11 protein-coding genes and 1 pseudogene are annotated in these 13,833 nt (G+C 63.9%); 2 read left to right on the forward strand and 10 right to left on the reverse strand.

What is annotated here, in order from left to right; genetic code table 11:
- The first annotated feature begins 19 nt into the window (after positions 1–19).
- Together RGV59_RS17600 and RGV59_RS17605 are read left to right on the forward strand one after the other, a co-directional pair.
- Positions 20–1,774 carry an acyl-CoA dehydrogenase family protein gene (locus RGV59_RS17600; RefSeq protein ID WP_126586889.1) on the forward strand — a complete coding sequence of 585 codons (1,755 nt, stop codon included), beginning with the start codon at positions 20–22 and terminating at the stop codon, positions 1,772–1,774.
- 55 nt (positions 1,775–1,829) lie between these two features.
- The gene (locus tag RGV59_RS17605; protein WP_017847928.1) at positions 1,830–2,543 is read left to right on the forward strand and encodes a GntR family transcriptional regulator; all 714 of its coding nucleotides are present in this window, start codon (positions 1,830–1,832) and stop codon (positions 2,541–2,543) included.
- Between the two features lie 6 nt (positions 2,544–2,549).
- On the opposite strand, the gene RGV59_RS17610 is transcribed toward RGV59_RS17605, so the two are convergent.
- The 10 genes and pseudogenes from RGV59_RS17610 to RGV59_RS17655 form a co-directional block, all read right to left on the reverse strand.
- Positions 2,550–3,500: a PDR/VanB family oxidoreductase gene (locus RGV59_RS17610; protein WP_126586891.1), complete on the reverse strand. Its 951-nt coding sequence runs from the start codon at positions 3,498–3,500 to the stop codon at positions 2,550–2,552.
- A gap of 29 nt (positions 3,501–3,529) precedes the next feature.
- Positions 3,530–4,591 carry an aromatic ring-hydroxylating oxygenase subunit alpha gene (locus tag RGV59_RS17615; RefSeq protein WP_046483772.1) on the reverse strand — a complete coding sequence of 354 codons (1,062 nt, stop codon included), beginning with the start codon at positions 4,589–4,591 and terminating at the stop codon, positions 3,530–3,532.
- A 258-nt stretch (positions 4,592–4,849) separates the two neighbouring features.
- The gene (locus RGV59_RS17620) at positions 4,850–6,121 is read right to left on the reverse strand and encodes an OprD family porin (RefSeq protein WP_126586893.1); all 1,272 of its coding nucleotides are present in this window, start codon (positions 6,119–6,121) and stop codon (positions 4,850–4,852) included.
- Between the two features lie 75 nt (positions 6,122–6,196).
- Positions 6,197–7,402 (reverse strand): 3-(3-hydroxy-phenyl)propionate transporter MhpT, encoded by a 1,206-nt coding sequence (gene mhpT / locus RGV59_RS17625; protein WP_126586895.1) that lies wholly within the window; start codon positions 7,400–7,402, stop codon positions 6,197–6,199.
- An 84-nt stretch (positions 7,403–7,486) separates the two neighbouring features.
- On the reverse strand, positions 7,487–8,497 hold the full coding sequence (gene dmpG, locus RGV59_RS17630; protein WP_017847923.1) for a 4-hydroxy-2-oxovalerate aldolase: 1,011 nt from the start codon (positions 8,495–8,497) through the stop codon (positions 7,487–7,489).
- 10 nt (positions 8,498–8,507) lie between these two features.
- Complete coding sequence (locus RGV59_RS17635) at positions 8,508–9,443, reverse strand: acetaldehyde dehydrogenase (acetylating) (protein ID WP_090234805.1); 936 nt, start codon at positions 9,441–9,443, stop codon at positions 8,508–8,510.
- A 32-nt stretch (positions 9,444–9,475) separates the two neighbouring features.
- The gene (mhpD, locus tag RGV59_RS17640) at positions 9,476–10,279 is read right to left on the reverse strand and encodes a 2-keto-4-pentenoate hydratase (protein ID WP_017847921.1); all 804 of its coding nucleotides are present in this window, start codon (positions 10,277–10,279) and stop codon (positions 9,476–9,478) included.
- Between the two features lie 14 nt (positions 10,280–10,293).
- A complete protein-coding gene (locus RGV59_RS17645) occupies positions 10,294–11,157 on the reverse strand; it encodes an alpha/beta fold hydrolase (RefSeq protein WP_046484027.1) in 864 nt (287 codons plus the stop codon).
- A gap of 33 nt (positions 11,158–11,190) precedes the next feature.
- Positions 11,191–12,129 (reverse strand): annotated as a pseudogene (mhpB, locus tag RGV59_RS17650) (3-carboxyethylcatechol 2,3-dioxygenase); the annotation flags it as partial.
- A gap of 1 nt (position 12,130) precedes the next feature.
- Positions 12,131–13,789: a bifunctional 3-(3-hydroxy-phenyl)propionate/3-hydroxycinnamic acid hydroxylase gene (locus tag RGV59_RS17655; protein ID WP_126587210.1), complete on the reverse strand. Its 1,659-nt coding sequence runs from the start codon at positions 13,787–13,789 to the stop codon at positions 12,131–12,133.
- Positions 13,790–13,833: the final 44 nt, after the last annotated feature.

Consider the following 13,833-nt stretch of genomic DNA (forward strand, 5'->3'; position numbering starts at 1 on the left):
TTATTCGATGAGGTTTGCCATGTGGAGCTATCAGGCGCCGCTGCGCGATATGCAATTTGTGCTTGAACATTGGCTGCAAGCCCCCCAGGCGTGGAGCCATGTTCCGGCGTTCGAAGCGTTGGACATGTCTCTCGCCGTTCAAGTGTTGGAGGAAGCGGCGCGCTTCAGCCAGGGGGTGCTGGCGCCCCTGAACAGTAGCGGCGATCGTCAAGGCTGTCGCTGGAACGCCGGCCAGGTCAGCACGCCGGACGGTTTCGCCGAGGCCTATCGCGCCTATGTCGACGGTGGCTGGCCGGCCTTGGCGTGCGCCGAAGGGCAGGGTGGCCAGGGGTTGCCGCAACTGCTCGACGCGGCGCTGCAAGAGATGCTCTACGCCAGCAACCACGCGTGGGCCATGTACACCGGGATCGCCCACGGCGCCTACCTCTGCCTCAAGACCCACGCCGCGCCCTGGTTGCAGGCGCGTTACTTGCCCGAGATCGTCAGTGGGCATGCCTTGCCCACCATGTGCCTGACCGAGCCCCAGGCCGGCAGCGATGTCGGGTTGCTGCGCTGTCGCGCGACCCCCGAGGGCGATGGCCGTTATCGCCTGCAGGGCAACAAGTTGTTTATCTCCGGCGGCGAGCACGACCTCACGCCCAATATCCTGCACCTGGTACTGGCGCGCCTGCCCGATGCGCCGCCGGGCAGTCGCGGCCTTTCACTGTTCCTGGTGCCCAAGCGACTGGACGACGGCCAGGCCAACGCAGTGCATTGCGACGGCATTGAACACAAGATGGGCATCAAGGGCAGCGCCACGTGCTCGCTGGTGTTCGACGGCGCCCTAGGCTGGCTGATCGGCGACGCCAACCGTGGCCTGGCGGCGATGTTCGTGATGATGAACTCGGCGCGCCTGCATGTCGGCCTGCAAGGCCTGGGGCATGTCGAGGCGGCTTGGCAGAACGCTGCGCAATACGCCGCCGAGCGCGTGCAAATGCGTGCGCCGTCGAGGCCGCAAGGGGCATCGGCCCAAGCGGCTGACCCTATCCGTTATCACCCAGCGATGCGCCGCGTGTTGCTGGAGTTGCGCACGGCCAGCGAGGGGATGCGGGCCATCGGTTATTGGGCCGCGCATTTACTCGATCAGGCCGAGCATGACCCGGACCCGCAAGCGCGAGCGTGCGCCGGTCAACTGGCGCAGTTGCTGACGCCGATCATCAAGGCGTTTTTCACCGAGCAGGGTTTCCGTCAGGCGAGCAATGCCTTGCAGGTCTTCGGCGGTTACGGCTACGTCGCCGAGTTCGCCATCGAGCAAACGCTGCGCGACAGCCGCATCGCGATGATCTATGAGGGCAGCAACGAGATCCAGGCCAATGACCTGCTGCTGCGCAAGGTGCTGGGCGATGAGGGGCGGGCCTTCGACTTGCTGCTGGCAGTGCTGCGCACCGAGGCCGGGCAGGGCGGCCAATGCGCCGCGTGTGCAGGTTTCGCCGATGCGCTGGGCAGCCTGTGTGACGCGCTGGCCCGTGTGGTCGAGGCCATACGTGAACGGGCGCTGGAAGACAGCGAGTACCCCTATCGGGCCGCGCCGGACTTTCTCCAGTTATGCGGCGTGGCCCTGCTGGCCCTGGCATGGGCGCGGGCCGCTCGGGTTTCCCGGGCATTGCCCGAGGACGATCCGTTGCGCGCCGCCAAGCTGCAAAGCGCCGGGTTCTTTTTCGATTACCTGCCGTCCCGGTTGGCGCAGCACCTGGGCGCGATAGACGCGGCACGCGCGGCGTTGGCGTTCGTCTGACGCGGTCGGATGCTTGCGGTACTATGGCGACCCACGTTTTCTGGAAGTTGCCTGGATGAGTAAACCCGGTCAATTGGTGCTGGTTGCACTGCGCAAGATGATCGCCAGCGGCGAGTTGGCGGCGGGCGAGCGGCTGATGGAGATTCCCACGGCGCAACTGTTCGGTGTGTCACGCATGCCCGTGCGTATGGCGTTCCGTACCCTTGAGCAGGAAGGGCTGCTGGTGCCGTTTGGCGGGCGTGGGTATCAGGTGCGTTCGGTCAGCCCGGACGACATTGCCGGCGCCGTCGAAGTGCGTGGCGTGCTCGAGGGCCTGGCTGCGCGTCAAACCGCCGAGCGCGGGTTGTCCGACGCGGCGCGTGCCACGCTCGAGCGCTGCCTGGTGGAAGGCGATCAACTGTTCGACAAAGGGTACGTGACCGAGGACGACCTTGAGGTCTATCACGACCTGAACATGCGCTTTCACCGCGTCATTGTGGAAGGCAGCCACAACCCGGCGATCGCCGACGCACTGGCACGCAATGATCACCTGCCGTTCGCATCGGTCACCGCGCTGGCGGTGGATCGCGACGACATGGTCCGCGAATACCGGCGTTTCAACTATGCCCACATGCAACATCACTCGGTCTTCGATGCCCTGGTCAATCGCCAGGGCGCGCGGGCCGAAGCGATCATGCGCGAGCACGCCAACGCGACCTTGCGTTATGCCGAGATCTTCGGTTCCGCGACCGCCAACGCGCGGATGAAGGTCATTTTGCCCACGGCGTGACGCCTTTCAGAGATCGAGCACCAGCAGCGGGGTTTTCGCGCGCGAGCAGCAGGGGGTGAACTGGTCGTTCAGCGCTTGTTCCTGCTCGGTGAGGAACAGGTCGCGGTGCTCCGGTATGCCTTCGAGCACGCGGGTCAGGCAGGTTCCGCAAATCCCTTGTTCGCACGACACGGCAATCTCGATACCGTGGCTTTCCAGGACCTGGACCACGCTCCGGTCGGCGGGTACATCGAAGACCTGGCCGCTGCTGGCGAGCTTCACCGAAAACCCTGCGTCGAGGCTGCTGTCCAGCGGCGCCGCAGCGAAGTATTCGCGATGCAGGCATTCCTCCTGCCAGCCCTGGGCCCGAGCGCTGTCGAGCACATGCTGCATGAAACCGCCGGGGCCGCACACATACAGGTGGACGTTGGCGTCGGGCGCCGCCAGCACCTGGGCGGTGTTCATTGCCGTATGGGGCTGCTCGTCAAAATGCAGGAACACGCGCTCGGCGAACGATGAGTCCTTGAGGCGTTGCACAAAGGCGGCGCGTTCACTGGCGCGGGCGCAATAATGCAGTTCGAAGTCAGCCCCGACATGGGCCAGGCGCTCGGCCATGCACAGGATCGGGGTGATGCCGATGCCGCCGGCGAACAGCAGGCTGCGTCGGGCTTCGTGCGCCAGCGGGAACAGGTTGCGCGGTTCGCTGATCTGCAGGTGGGCGCCCGTCTGTATGTGTTCGTGCAGGCAACGGGAGCCGCCACGGGAGGCCGGGTCGTTGAGCACGCCGATCAGGTAGCGATGCCGTTCTTCCGGGTGATTACACAGGGAATACTGACGGACCACGCCGTCGGGCAGGTACACGTCGATATGCGCGCCAGCGCTGAAGGCCGGCAGCGCCTGGCCATCGACGCGGGCCAATTCAAAGCTGCAAATGTCCTGGGCTTCGTTGTTGCGGGATACCACCACCACATCGATCATGTTCAGTCCTCGTAGCGTTAGCGCGCGGTTCAGGCGCGGGTCGTGGTGATCAGTTGCGGCGCGAGGGCGCGCTCCTTGGCGATCAGCCGTTCGAGGACCTTGCGTGACTGCACGCCACCGGCATCGATATTGAGCTTGAGCAGATTGCGCGTCGGGTGGGCCAGCAGGTTCTGTTGCTGGCGTTCAAGCATCTCCAGGTCTTCGCTGAAAATCTTGCCCTGGCCTTCGCGAATGCTGGCGGTCAGTGCCTGGTCCTGAGGGTTGAAGTTGCGCGCCATGCCCCAGAAGTACCAGATCGATGTCTCGGTTTGCGGGGTGATGAAGTCCACCACGATGCTCGCGGCCTTGTGCTCGGGCGCGGCGTGGTAGCCGCCCTTGCCGGCGTGGGCCACGCCGACTTCGATCAGCACATGGCTGGGCGGGGTGAAGCGGCAGATCTGCCAGCGGTCCACCGGCACGTCATCGGCGAGGTTATTGCCACGCAGGGCCATGCGCCAGAACGGCGGGGCCATGATGTTTTCCATGTGGCGGGCGGTGACGACTTCATCGCCTTCGACCGTGGTCACGGGCGGCGCTTCGTCGATTTCCTTCTGGCCGATGCTGGAGGCGTGGACGTAGGTTTCGTGGGTCAGGTCCATCAGGTTGTCGATCATCAGGCGGTAGTCGCACTGGATGTCAAACAGACCGCCGCCATAGGCCCACTGGTCGCTCACGGCCCATTCCAAGTGGTGGATCAACGCCGGGTCGGCCAGGGCCTGATCGCCGGGCCACACCCAGATGAAACCGTAGCGTTCCACCGCAGCGAAGGTCTTGTTGCAGGGAAACCCGCGCACCCGCTGCCCGGGCATTTCGACGGTCTTGCCGTCGTCCCCCATGACCAGGCCATGGTAGCCGCAGACCAGCTTGCCGTTCTCCACATAGCCCAACGAGAGCGGCGCGCCGCGGTGCGGACAGAAGTCCTCGACAGCCACGACGGCGCCTTCCAGCCCGCGATAAAACACCATTTTTTCCCCGCAGATCTGCCGACCCAGCGGCTTTTGCGCGATTTCATCGGGGGTGCAGGCGACATACCACGTGTTCTTGGGGTACATGGTGACTCTCCAGGCGAGTGATTGTTCTTATTTAATGGATCCATTAAATGAAGTGCGTCACTTTTAGTCAATGTGCTCTTTGGGTTTATTGCGTTTTATTGGGGCGATTATCGATCATCTGTTTATTTTGGATCCGCTGATTGCATTTTTGTCGGCTGATAACCCGGCCCGAAGCCGGGTTTGTGTTGCTCCAGAAGGCCTATGCGACGGCCTCATTTGAACGATCCGCCCAGCCCAGGTGAATCACTGGGCGGTCATTCACCATAGCTTCCAGGTGTAATCGACATTCACCCGTAGTTCATTGTCATCCCGATGGCTGGCCTGGGCGGTGAAATCATTGCGGTACCATGCGTTGCGCACGCGCAGATTCAGGCCTTTAAGGGGCGTGCTCTGAAGCACATAGTTCAGTTCGATATCTTTTTCGCTTTCCTTCAGGTTGCTGCCGCCCAGTTTGGGTAACTCAATGTTGTCGCCGCTGACGTAACGCAGCATGCCATTGAGCCCGGGCAAGCCCAGCGCGGCAAAGTTGTAGTCATAACGCACCTGCCAACTGCGCTCCTTGGGGTTGAGGAACTCCGAGCTCAGCGTGCCTTCGGTGATGACCAACGGCTCGGTGCCGAACAGGTAAGGCATGGCGGTCTTGCCGGTCAGTTGCATGTAGCCGGCGCCGAATTTGTGCGCGCCCAGGCTGTACGTCAGCATCAGGGCGGCGTTGCGATTGTCCACGGGGCCGGCCTTGGCGGCACCGTTTTCACCGGTGACGAACAGGCGCACGTCGCTTTTCAGGCGGCCGGGGCCCATCGGGCGATTGTCGACGAAACCGTAGAAATCCTTGCGATAAAGGTCAGCCAGTTCGGCGTGGTAGTACTTGAGCGTCAGTTGCGGCGACCAGGCATAGTCGCCGCCGAGGAAGGTAAAACGGTCGGATTCGGCGGCGCCATTGAAGCGGCCGTTGGGCGAGGCTACCGACATTTTCTGGTAGTGGGTGGCGTCGCGCAGGTTGATGCGGTCGAGCCAGCCGACGTGCAGGGTCAGGTTGTCGATTTCCTGGGACTTGAGGTACGTGCCGCGAAAGGTCTGCGGCAGCAGGCGGGTAGGGCTGGCGAAGGCGATTGGCAGAAACGTGCTGATGGTCCCCAGTTGCAACTCGCTCTTCGAGGCCCGGGCCTTGGCGGTCAGGCCCAGCTCCGAATATTCGCTGGCCGGTTCACGGGTCTGGTGGTTGTACGGTAGCAGGCCGGTGCCCGTGCGTGCGGGCGAGGAGTCCAGACGTGCGCCCAGCAAACCCTGGGCGTCCAGGCCGAAGCCGACAGGCCCTTCGGTATAGCCCGAGCGCATGTTGAGAATGAAGCCCTGCGCCCACTCGCGGGCAGCCGCCTGCGGTGTGGCGTTCACGTAATTGCGATCGAAGTAATAGTTGCGTATCACCAGATCGGCCTGGCTGTCGTCGACAAAACCGGCGGCGCAGGCCTGGTTTACGAAAAAAACACAGGTGCAGGCGCTGACGCCCCGAAAGAAGTTCCTGAGCATGGCAGTGTTCACTTTTATTGTTGTAGGGGTAAGCCCCGCGCCATCGTGGCGCGGAAGGCGAGTACGGATTGGCGCTCAGTCAGCCGGGCAGCGGTTGCGGCGTACCGACAGGTAAAACATCGCCAGCGCGGCGATGACAATGCCGGGTGCCGAGGCCATCATCACGCCGGTGGTGCCGGTGCCCAGTGCGAGCATCTTGCCGGCCACCAACGGGCCGCTCATCGCACCCAACCGGCCAATGGCGACGGCGCTGCCGACGCCCGTGGCGCGAATTGACGGACGATAGAAATGCGGGGCCAAGGCATACAGCACACATTGCCCGCCCGTGGCGAAGAAACCGGCGACGAAGCCGGCCGCCAGCATGCTGTGCAATTGGGTGGCCATGCCCAGCGCAGTCAGTGACGCGAGGATGCCGAGGTAAATCAACGCCGACAACGCCCAGGCCGGCAGGCGATCCATGACCCAGCCCAGCAACAACGTGCCGGCCGCCGCGCCAAATTGCAGCGCGAGCATCACCCAACTGGCCTGAGAACCGCTGAAGCCCTGGCCGACCAACAGGCTCGGCAGCCAGTTGATCAGGATGTAAACCACCATGAGCGTAAAGAAGTAGCTGACCCAGATCATCACGGTCGGCCATGCCGCGCCCCCGCGGAACAGCCCGCTGGCCACACTGATCGGCGCGGCGTCGCGCACGCTGCGAAACGCCGCGGATTCCGGCAGATAAACCCCCAGCAGCGGCACGATCAGCAACGGCACGATACCGCCGACGTAGAACACCACTTGCCAGCCGCCGGCCAGTTGCGCGATGCCAATGCTGGCCGCCAGCGCCGCGCCCAGGGGCACGCCGCAATACATCAGGCTCACGGCGCTGCCACGCAGGCGTGGGCCAGCCACTTCACTGGTCAGCGCGATCAGGTTAGGCAATGCCGCGCCCAGGCCGACGCCCGTGAGGCAGCGCGCAACCAGCAGGCTGTTGAAGTCCCAGGCCATGGTCGTGACCAGCGAGAACAATCCGAATAGGGCCACCGAGGCCATCAACACCCGTTTGCGGCCGATGCGATCAGCCAGCAAACCGCCGAGAAACGCTCCGGGCAGCAGGCCGAAAATGCCGGCGCTGAAGACCCAGCCCATGTGTAGTTTGTCCAGTTGGAACGCTGCCGCCATGCCTTGGGCGGCGATGCCCGAGGCTTGCAGGTCGAGGCCTTCCATCAGGGCGACGAGGAAGCACAGACCGATGGTCCGCGCCATGTACAACGGTGTCAGCACGTTTAGCGATGTCATGGGAAATACCCGTTTTATTGTTGTAATGGGCACAGCAAAACCGTCCGGCCGCTGCGTGGGCGACCGGACGGGGGGATGCACGGTTCAGCGTTTGAGCAGGTCCAGCGCGACGTCGACGATCATGTCTTCCTGACCACCGACCATCCGGCGTTTGCCCAGCTCGACGAGGATGTCCACGGTCTTCAAACCGTACTTGGCCGCAGCGATTTCGGCATGGCGCAGGAAGCTCGAATAGACCCCGGCATACCCCAGCGCCAGCGACTCGCGGTCGACCCGCACCGGCCGATCCTGCAACGGCCGCACGATGTCGTCCGCTGCGTCCATCAAGGTGTAGAGGTCGGTGCCGTGGTTCCAGCCCAGGCGTTCGGCGGCGGCGATGAACACTTCCAGCGGCGCGTTGCCGGCCCCGGCGCCCATGCCGGCGAGGCTGGCGTCGATGCGGTCGCAGCCTTCCTCGACCGCGGTGATCGAGTTGGCCACGCCGAGCGAGAGGTTGTGGTGGGCATGCATGCCGGTTTCGGTTTCCGGCTTGAGCACGGCCTTGAACGCACGGAAGCGATCGCGGATGTCCTGCATGTTCATCGCGCCGCCGGAGTCGGCCATGTACACGCAGGTCGCGCCGTAGCTTTCCATCAGCTTGGCCTGGGCGGCGAGCTGCTCGGCCGGGATCATGTGGCTCATCATCAGGAAGCCGACGGTGTCCATGCCCAGTTCGCGGGCGTATTCGATGTGCTGTCTGGAGACGTCGGCCTCGGTGCAATGGGTGGCGATCCGCACCACGCGGGCACCGGCGTTGTAGGCCGCCTTGAGGTCATGCACGGTGCCGATGCCGGGCAGCAACAGCGTGGTGATCTTGGCGTGGCTGATCACATCGGCGGCGGCTTCGATCCATTCCAGGTCGGTGTGCGCCGCGAAGCCGTAGTTGAAGCTTGAGCCTTGCAGGCCGTCGCCGTGGGCGACTTCGATCGAGTCGACCTTGGCCTTGTCCAGGGCACGGGCGATGTCCTGCACGTTTTGCAACGAATACTGATGACGCACCGCGTGGCTGCCGTCGCGCAGGGTCACGTCGGAGATGTAGATTTTCTTACCGTTCATGTCGCTCTCCTCAGGCCTGTTGCATCGACTGCGCCATGCGCTCGGCGGTAGCCAAGGCTGCGGAGGTCATGATGTCGAGATTGCCAGCGTAGGCTGGCAGGTAATGGGCGGCGCCTTCGACTTCGAGGAACACCGAGGTTTTCAGGCCGGAGAATTTGCCCAGGCCAGGAATGTTCAGCGGCGCATCTGCCGGAATCACGTCGAACTGCACGTTTTGCTTGAGGCGATAGCCCGGCACATAAGCCTGCACGGCCGCCGCCATTTCGACGATAGAGGCTTCGACCAGCGCCTGATCCGCCGCTTCGGACAGCACAAACACCGTGTCGCGCATGATCAACGGCGGCTCGGCCGGGTTCATCACGATGATCGCCTTGCCCTTGGCCGCGCCGCCGATGACTTCGATGGCCTTGGACGTGGTTTCGGTGAATTCGTCGATGTTGGCGCGGGTGCCGGGGCCGGCGGATTTACTCGCGATCGAGGCGACGATCTCGGCGTAATGCACCTTGGCCACGCGCGACACCGCGGCGACCATCGGAATGGTCGCCTGGCCGCCGCAGGTGACCATGTTGACGTTGAGCTGATCGAGGTTCTGCTCCAGGTTCACCACCGGCACGCAGTACGGACCGATGGCTGCCGGTGTCAGGTCGATCAGGCGGATGCCGGGCTTGATCGCGCGCAGGAACGCATCGTTCTGCACATGCGCGCCGGCCGAGGTGGCATCGAAGACGAAGTCGATGTGCTGGAACACGTCCATGCGGGTCAGGCCTTCGACGCCTTCGTGGGTGGTAGCCACGCCCATGCGCTGGGCGCGGGCGAGGCCGTCGGAGGCCGGGTCGATGCCGACCATGACCGCCATTTCCAGGTGTTTGGCGTTGCGCAGGATCTTGATCATCAGGTCGGTGCCGATGTTGCCGGAACCGATGATGGCGACTTTGAGTTTATTCATTGTTATTGCCTCATATGCACGCAAGTCGCCGATTACTCGGCGCGACTGTCTACCGAGAAGTTCACGCCGACCCGGCCGATGCCGTCGATCTCGGCCTCGAACCGATCACCGGCAGCGACCGCCACCATCGGCCCCAGCGCGCCGGTGAGAATGATGTCGCCGGCGCGCAGCGGATCGCCCAGGCGCGCCATGGCGCAGGCCAGCCAGACCGCCGCATTGAGCGGGTGACCAAGGCATTCGGCGCCACTGCCGCTGGACACTTCTTCAGCGTTGCGGGTCATCCGCATGCTGGCCTGGCGCAGGTCGAGCCCATCGAGACGTCGAGCCGGGCCGCCCAGTACGAAGCAGCCGCTGGACGCGTTGTCAGCCACGGTATCGACGAAGCGGATGTTCCAGCCCTGGATGCGACTGCCGACGATTTCCAGGGCCGGCACGACCCAGCCGGTGGCCGCCATCACGTCGGCGAATGTGGTGTCGGCGCGGGGCAGGTCGCGTTCGAGGATCAGCGCGATTTCAGCCTCGATCTTCGGTTGCAGTACGCGGCCGCTCGGCACGGTGGCGTTGTCGCCGTAGCACATGTCGGCAAACAGGGTGCCGAAGTCCGGCTGGTCCACGCCCAACTGGGCCTGGACCTTGGGGTTGGTCAGGCCGATCTTGCGCCCGACCACGCGGCGCCCGTTGGCCACGCCGTGGTCGACGTTGAGGCGCTGGATGGCATACGCGGCGGCGTTGTCTGCACCGATCCGCTCGCGCAGCGGCCCGATGGCTTCGCCGTGGTCTTCGGCCTGGCGCAGGTCGGCGGCGAGTTGTTGCAGGGTGTCTTGAGTCAGTGTCATGTCAGCCTCGATGATCAGTGGGTCAGGAAGTCCAGGACCATGCGGTTGAACTTCTCGGCGTGTTCCCACTGCGCCCAGTGGCCGCAACGGTTGAACACGTGCAACTGTGCCCGGGGCAGGCCGGCCAGCAGGCGCAAGCCGGTGTCCATCGGCACGAAGCGGTCCTCGCGGCCCCAGACGAGCAGGGTGTCGGCGCTGATTTCGTGCAGGCGGTGGCTGAAATCCGGAAATTGCTTGGGGTTGAGCGTGCTGCTCTTGACGAAGTTGTCCAGGTGATCACGGCGCGACAGGATGTTGTCCAGGCGGGTCTGGAACAGTTCGTCGGTGAGGCCGCTGGCGTCGAAAACGAAGACATTCATCATCTTCTTCAGGTTCTCGATGGTCGGGTCGCGGTACAGCGCGCCGATCAGTTTGATGCCTTCGGTGGGCTGCGGCACGAAGGCACTCGGGCCGCCGGTGCCGCCGCCCATCAGGATCAGCTTGCCGATCCGCTCAGGGTATTCCAGGGCGAAGGCGACGGTGCTGTGGGCCCCCATCGAATTGCCGATGATGTGCACGCGCTCCAGCCCCAGCACATCGAGCAGGCCCTTGAGCGCCTGGGCATTGAGGTTCGAGCGCGAGCCTTCGCTGACGATCGTGTCGCTTTTGCTCCAGCCGGGGCAATCCATCAGGATCACGCGAAAACCGGCATTCACCAGCGGCTCGATATTGCGATTGAAGTTGGCCCAGCCGCTCGCGCCCGGCCCGGAGCCGTGCAGCATGACCACGGTGTTGGCGCCTTCGCCAAGGTCGTTGTAGTGCAGTTGCAGGTCCAGGTCGCCTTCCTTGATACGGGCAAAGCGGCTGGTGGAGGCTTCACTGAAAGCAGTGGCAGTCATGGCAGTGTTCCTTGAATTCATGGGTGAGGGGGGCAGCGGCTGTGCGCCAAGCGCACCGAAACCTGCGATCCACTCGGGAATCGGGCGGTAGTAGCGGCCTTCGGTCTGATACGGGCCGAAGGCACTCAGGGCAGCGAAGGCGGCGACCCAGGTTTTGACTTCATGGGTCGACTTGCCGGCCAGCGCCGACAACGCGTCATTGCCCAAGCTGTCGAGGTCGCGCATGCGGCCCTGTTCGAGGCTGTCGAGAAACTGCTGATCCCAGGCCGGGTTCAGCGGGTGCAGGCTGTTCGGGTCTTCGACGAAAGCGCGGGCGGCTTGAATCACCCGGTTCTGGCGGGCCTGTCGTTCATCGGCGGGGAGCTGACGCCCGCTGCCCATCAGACGGTCAGCCATGCGCGCGTCGACCTTGGCCAGTTCCGGTACCGGTGGCTGATGGGACAAACCACCGGAAGCGAGGAACAGCACACGTTTATCCAGCGCTTTGGCCCATTGGCCGATCGCTTCACCCAACAGTCGGGCGCGCTTGAAACTCGGCAGCGGCACCGCCACCGAGTTGATAAACACCGGAATCACCGGGCAACGCTGCAAGCCGCCGAGCAACAGTTCCAACGGTTGCGCGAACCCATGGTCGACCTGCATGCGATACGACACCGCGGCATCGACACCGGCATCCAGCACCGCCTGGGCGCAGGATTCGGCCAGCGCTTTGGGCACGTCGAGCGGGCCGGCGGCGGTGTCGAAATCGCCAATCGCGTGGGCCGCCATGCCGATGCAAAAGGCCGGCATCACGTCGTAGAAAAAGCCGTTGTAATGGTCGGGAGCGAACAGCACCACCAGCTGCGGGTCGAAGCGGGCGATGCGCTCGCGCGCGGCGTCGATCACGCCGTCGACTTCAGCCAATACATGCGGCGCCGGATCGACGTAGCCCACCAACGGCGTATGAGACAAACAATGCACAAAGGCGCTCATGTCATGCGACCTTGCTGACAACAGCGTTCGCCGAGGTCGGTGGCACGGCTTTGAGCGCCCGGGCCAGGTCATCGCAGGCCTGGCCGACGGTTTGCGGGATGGCCAGGCCGGCGAGGAAGCGGTCCGGACGCACCAGGGCGATGGACGAGGTGCCGAGCGCGAACCATTCTTTCAAGCGCCCGCTGCTGTCACCCACGCGGATCACGTCTTGGCCGGCATCGCTCGGTACTCGCAGCTGGACGTCCGGCAACACTTGGATGAAGCGCGTGCCCAGGGCTTTCCAATGGGCGATTTGCGTGGCCGACAGGCCCCAGGTCGGATCGCAGCCCCAGGCGATGATCGCAAAGTTGTCGCCAATCACTTCGTCCAGCAGCACGGTGGTGCCGGCGTCGGTCAAGACCTTTGGCTGAATGAACATCTTGCCCACCGGCGAGCCCGCTGCAGTCGGCACGATCAACGCGCCCCGGGTGTATTGCGGCATCGGTTTGAAGCGCATTTCCACGAAGTAGCGCTTGACCGGCGGCAGGTAGTTGAGCAGCCACGACACCCCATCGCGCAGGGTGCCTTGCCAGCGTTTCGGCGGCGCCAATACGTGGCCGGCGAGTACGGAGAGGTTGATCATCGCCTTGGCGTGGTCGCGGCGCTCCTGTTCGTAGCTGTCGAGCAGGCTGTCGGCGGCAAGGCCCTTGATCACCAGCGCGAGTTTCCACGCCAGGTTCAAGGCATCGCGCATGCCGCTGTTGTAACCCTGGCCTTGCCATACCGGCATGATGTGCGCGGCATCGCCGGCCAGCAGCACCCGGCCCTGGCGGAACCGCCCGGCCAGACGCGCGTTATGGGTATAGACGCGGCTGCGGATCAGCTCGATGCGGTCGGGGTTGGGCAAGACTTTGCTCAGCAGCTTGCGCAGGTTCTCGGGCTTGCTCAGCTCGGTCTCGGTTTCGCCGGGCATCACCATGAACTCGAAACGACGCACGCCGTGGGGCAGGGCGGCGGACACGTAAGGACGCACCGGGTCGCAGCACAGATAGACATGGGGCGTGGCCAGCGGGTCGTTGGCGATGTCGACCACGATCCACTGATTGGGCGCGGTCTTGCCTTCGAAACTGATGTCCAGGCTGCGCCGCACCAGGCTGTTGCCACCGTCGCAACCGATCAGGTAACGGGCATTCAGGCGTTCGCTGCGGCCATGCTGATCCTTGAGGTTGAGCACCACCGCGCTGTCGCTTTGTTCAAAGCTGTCTAGCTCGCGGCTGAACAGTACCTTGACGTTGCTGAAACGCTGCAGGCCGTCGAACAGCACGCGGTCGGCCAAAGGTTGAATGAACGCGTTGCGACGGGACCAGCCGAACTCGTCGGTTTTCGGTTGGATATCGGCAAAGCAGCGACCCTTGGGGGTCAGGAAACGCATGGCGTGCCAAGGCGTGGTATGCGGCAGCACCTTGTCCGCCAGACCGACGGCCTGGAACGTGCGCAGGCTTTCATCGTCCAGGCCGATGGCGCGGGGGTAGTCGATCAGGGTGTCGAGCTTTTCCACCAAGGTGACGTTCACGCCACGTTGTCCCAGGTAATTGGCGATCATCAAGCCGACAGGGCCGGCGCCGACGATGGCAACGTCGGCGGTCAGCTCCAATGTGGAAGGAGTGGGTGCAAGACTCATAGGTATCTCCGTACAGCGTTTTTGGATTTCTTGTGGGGCGCAGT

This window comes from Pseudomonas sp. FG1, assembly GCF_034313875.1.
Taxonomy (GTDB): Bacteria; Pseudomonadota; Gammaproteobacteria; order Pseudomonadales; family Pseudomonadaceae; genus Aquipseudomonas; species Aquipseudomonas veronii.

Bases quoted from the DNA above. Each gene is read 5' to 3' on its own strand.
- RGV59_RS17600 (WP_126586889.1), top strand. From the start codon at position 20: ATGTGGAGCTATCAGGCGCCGCTGCGCGATATGCAATTTGTGCTTGAA.
- RGV59_RS17605 (WP_017847928.1), top strand. From the start codon at position 1,830: ATGAGTAAACCCGGTCAATTGGTGCTGGTTGCACTGCGCAAGATGATC.
- RGV59_RS17610 (WP_126586891.1), bottom strand. From the start codon at position 3,500: ATGATCGATGTGGTGGTGGTATCCCGCAACAACGAAGCCCAGGACATT.
- RGV59_RS17615 (WP_046483772.1), bottom strand. From the start codon at position 4,591: ATGTACCCCAAGAACACGTGGTATGTCGCCTGCACCCCCGATGAAATC.
- RGV59_RS17620 (WP_126586893.1), bottom strand. From the start codon at position 6,121: ATGCTCAGGAACTTCTTTCGGGGCGTCAGCGCCTGCACCTGTGTTTTT.
- mhpT (WP_126586895.1), bottom strand. From the start codon at position 7,402: ATGACATCGCTAAACGTGCTGACACCGTTGTACATGGCGCGGACCATC.
- dmpG (WP_017847923.1), bottom strand. From the start codon at position 8,497: ATGAACGGTAAGAAAATCTACATCTCCGACGTGACCCTGCGCGACGGC.
- RGV59_RS17635 (WP_090234805.1), bottom strand. From the start codon at position 9,443: ATGAATAAACTCAAAGTCGCCATCATCGGTTCCGGCAACATCGGCACC.
- mhpD (WP_017847921.1), bottom strand. From the start codon at position 10,279: ATGACACTGACTCAAGACACCCTGCAACAACTCGCCGCCGACCTGCGC.
- RGV59_RS17645 (WP_046484027.1), bottom strand. From the start codon at position 11,157: ATGACTGCCACTGCTTTCAGTGAAGCCTCCACCAGCCGCTTTGCCCGT.
- RGV59_RS17655 (WP_126587210.1), bottom strand. From the start codon at position 13,789: ATGAGTCTTGCACCCACTCCTTCCACATTGGAGCTGACCGCCGACGTT.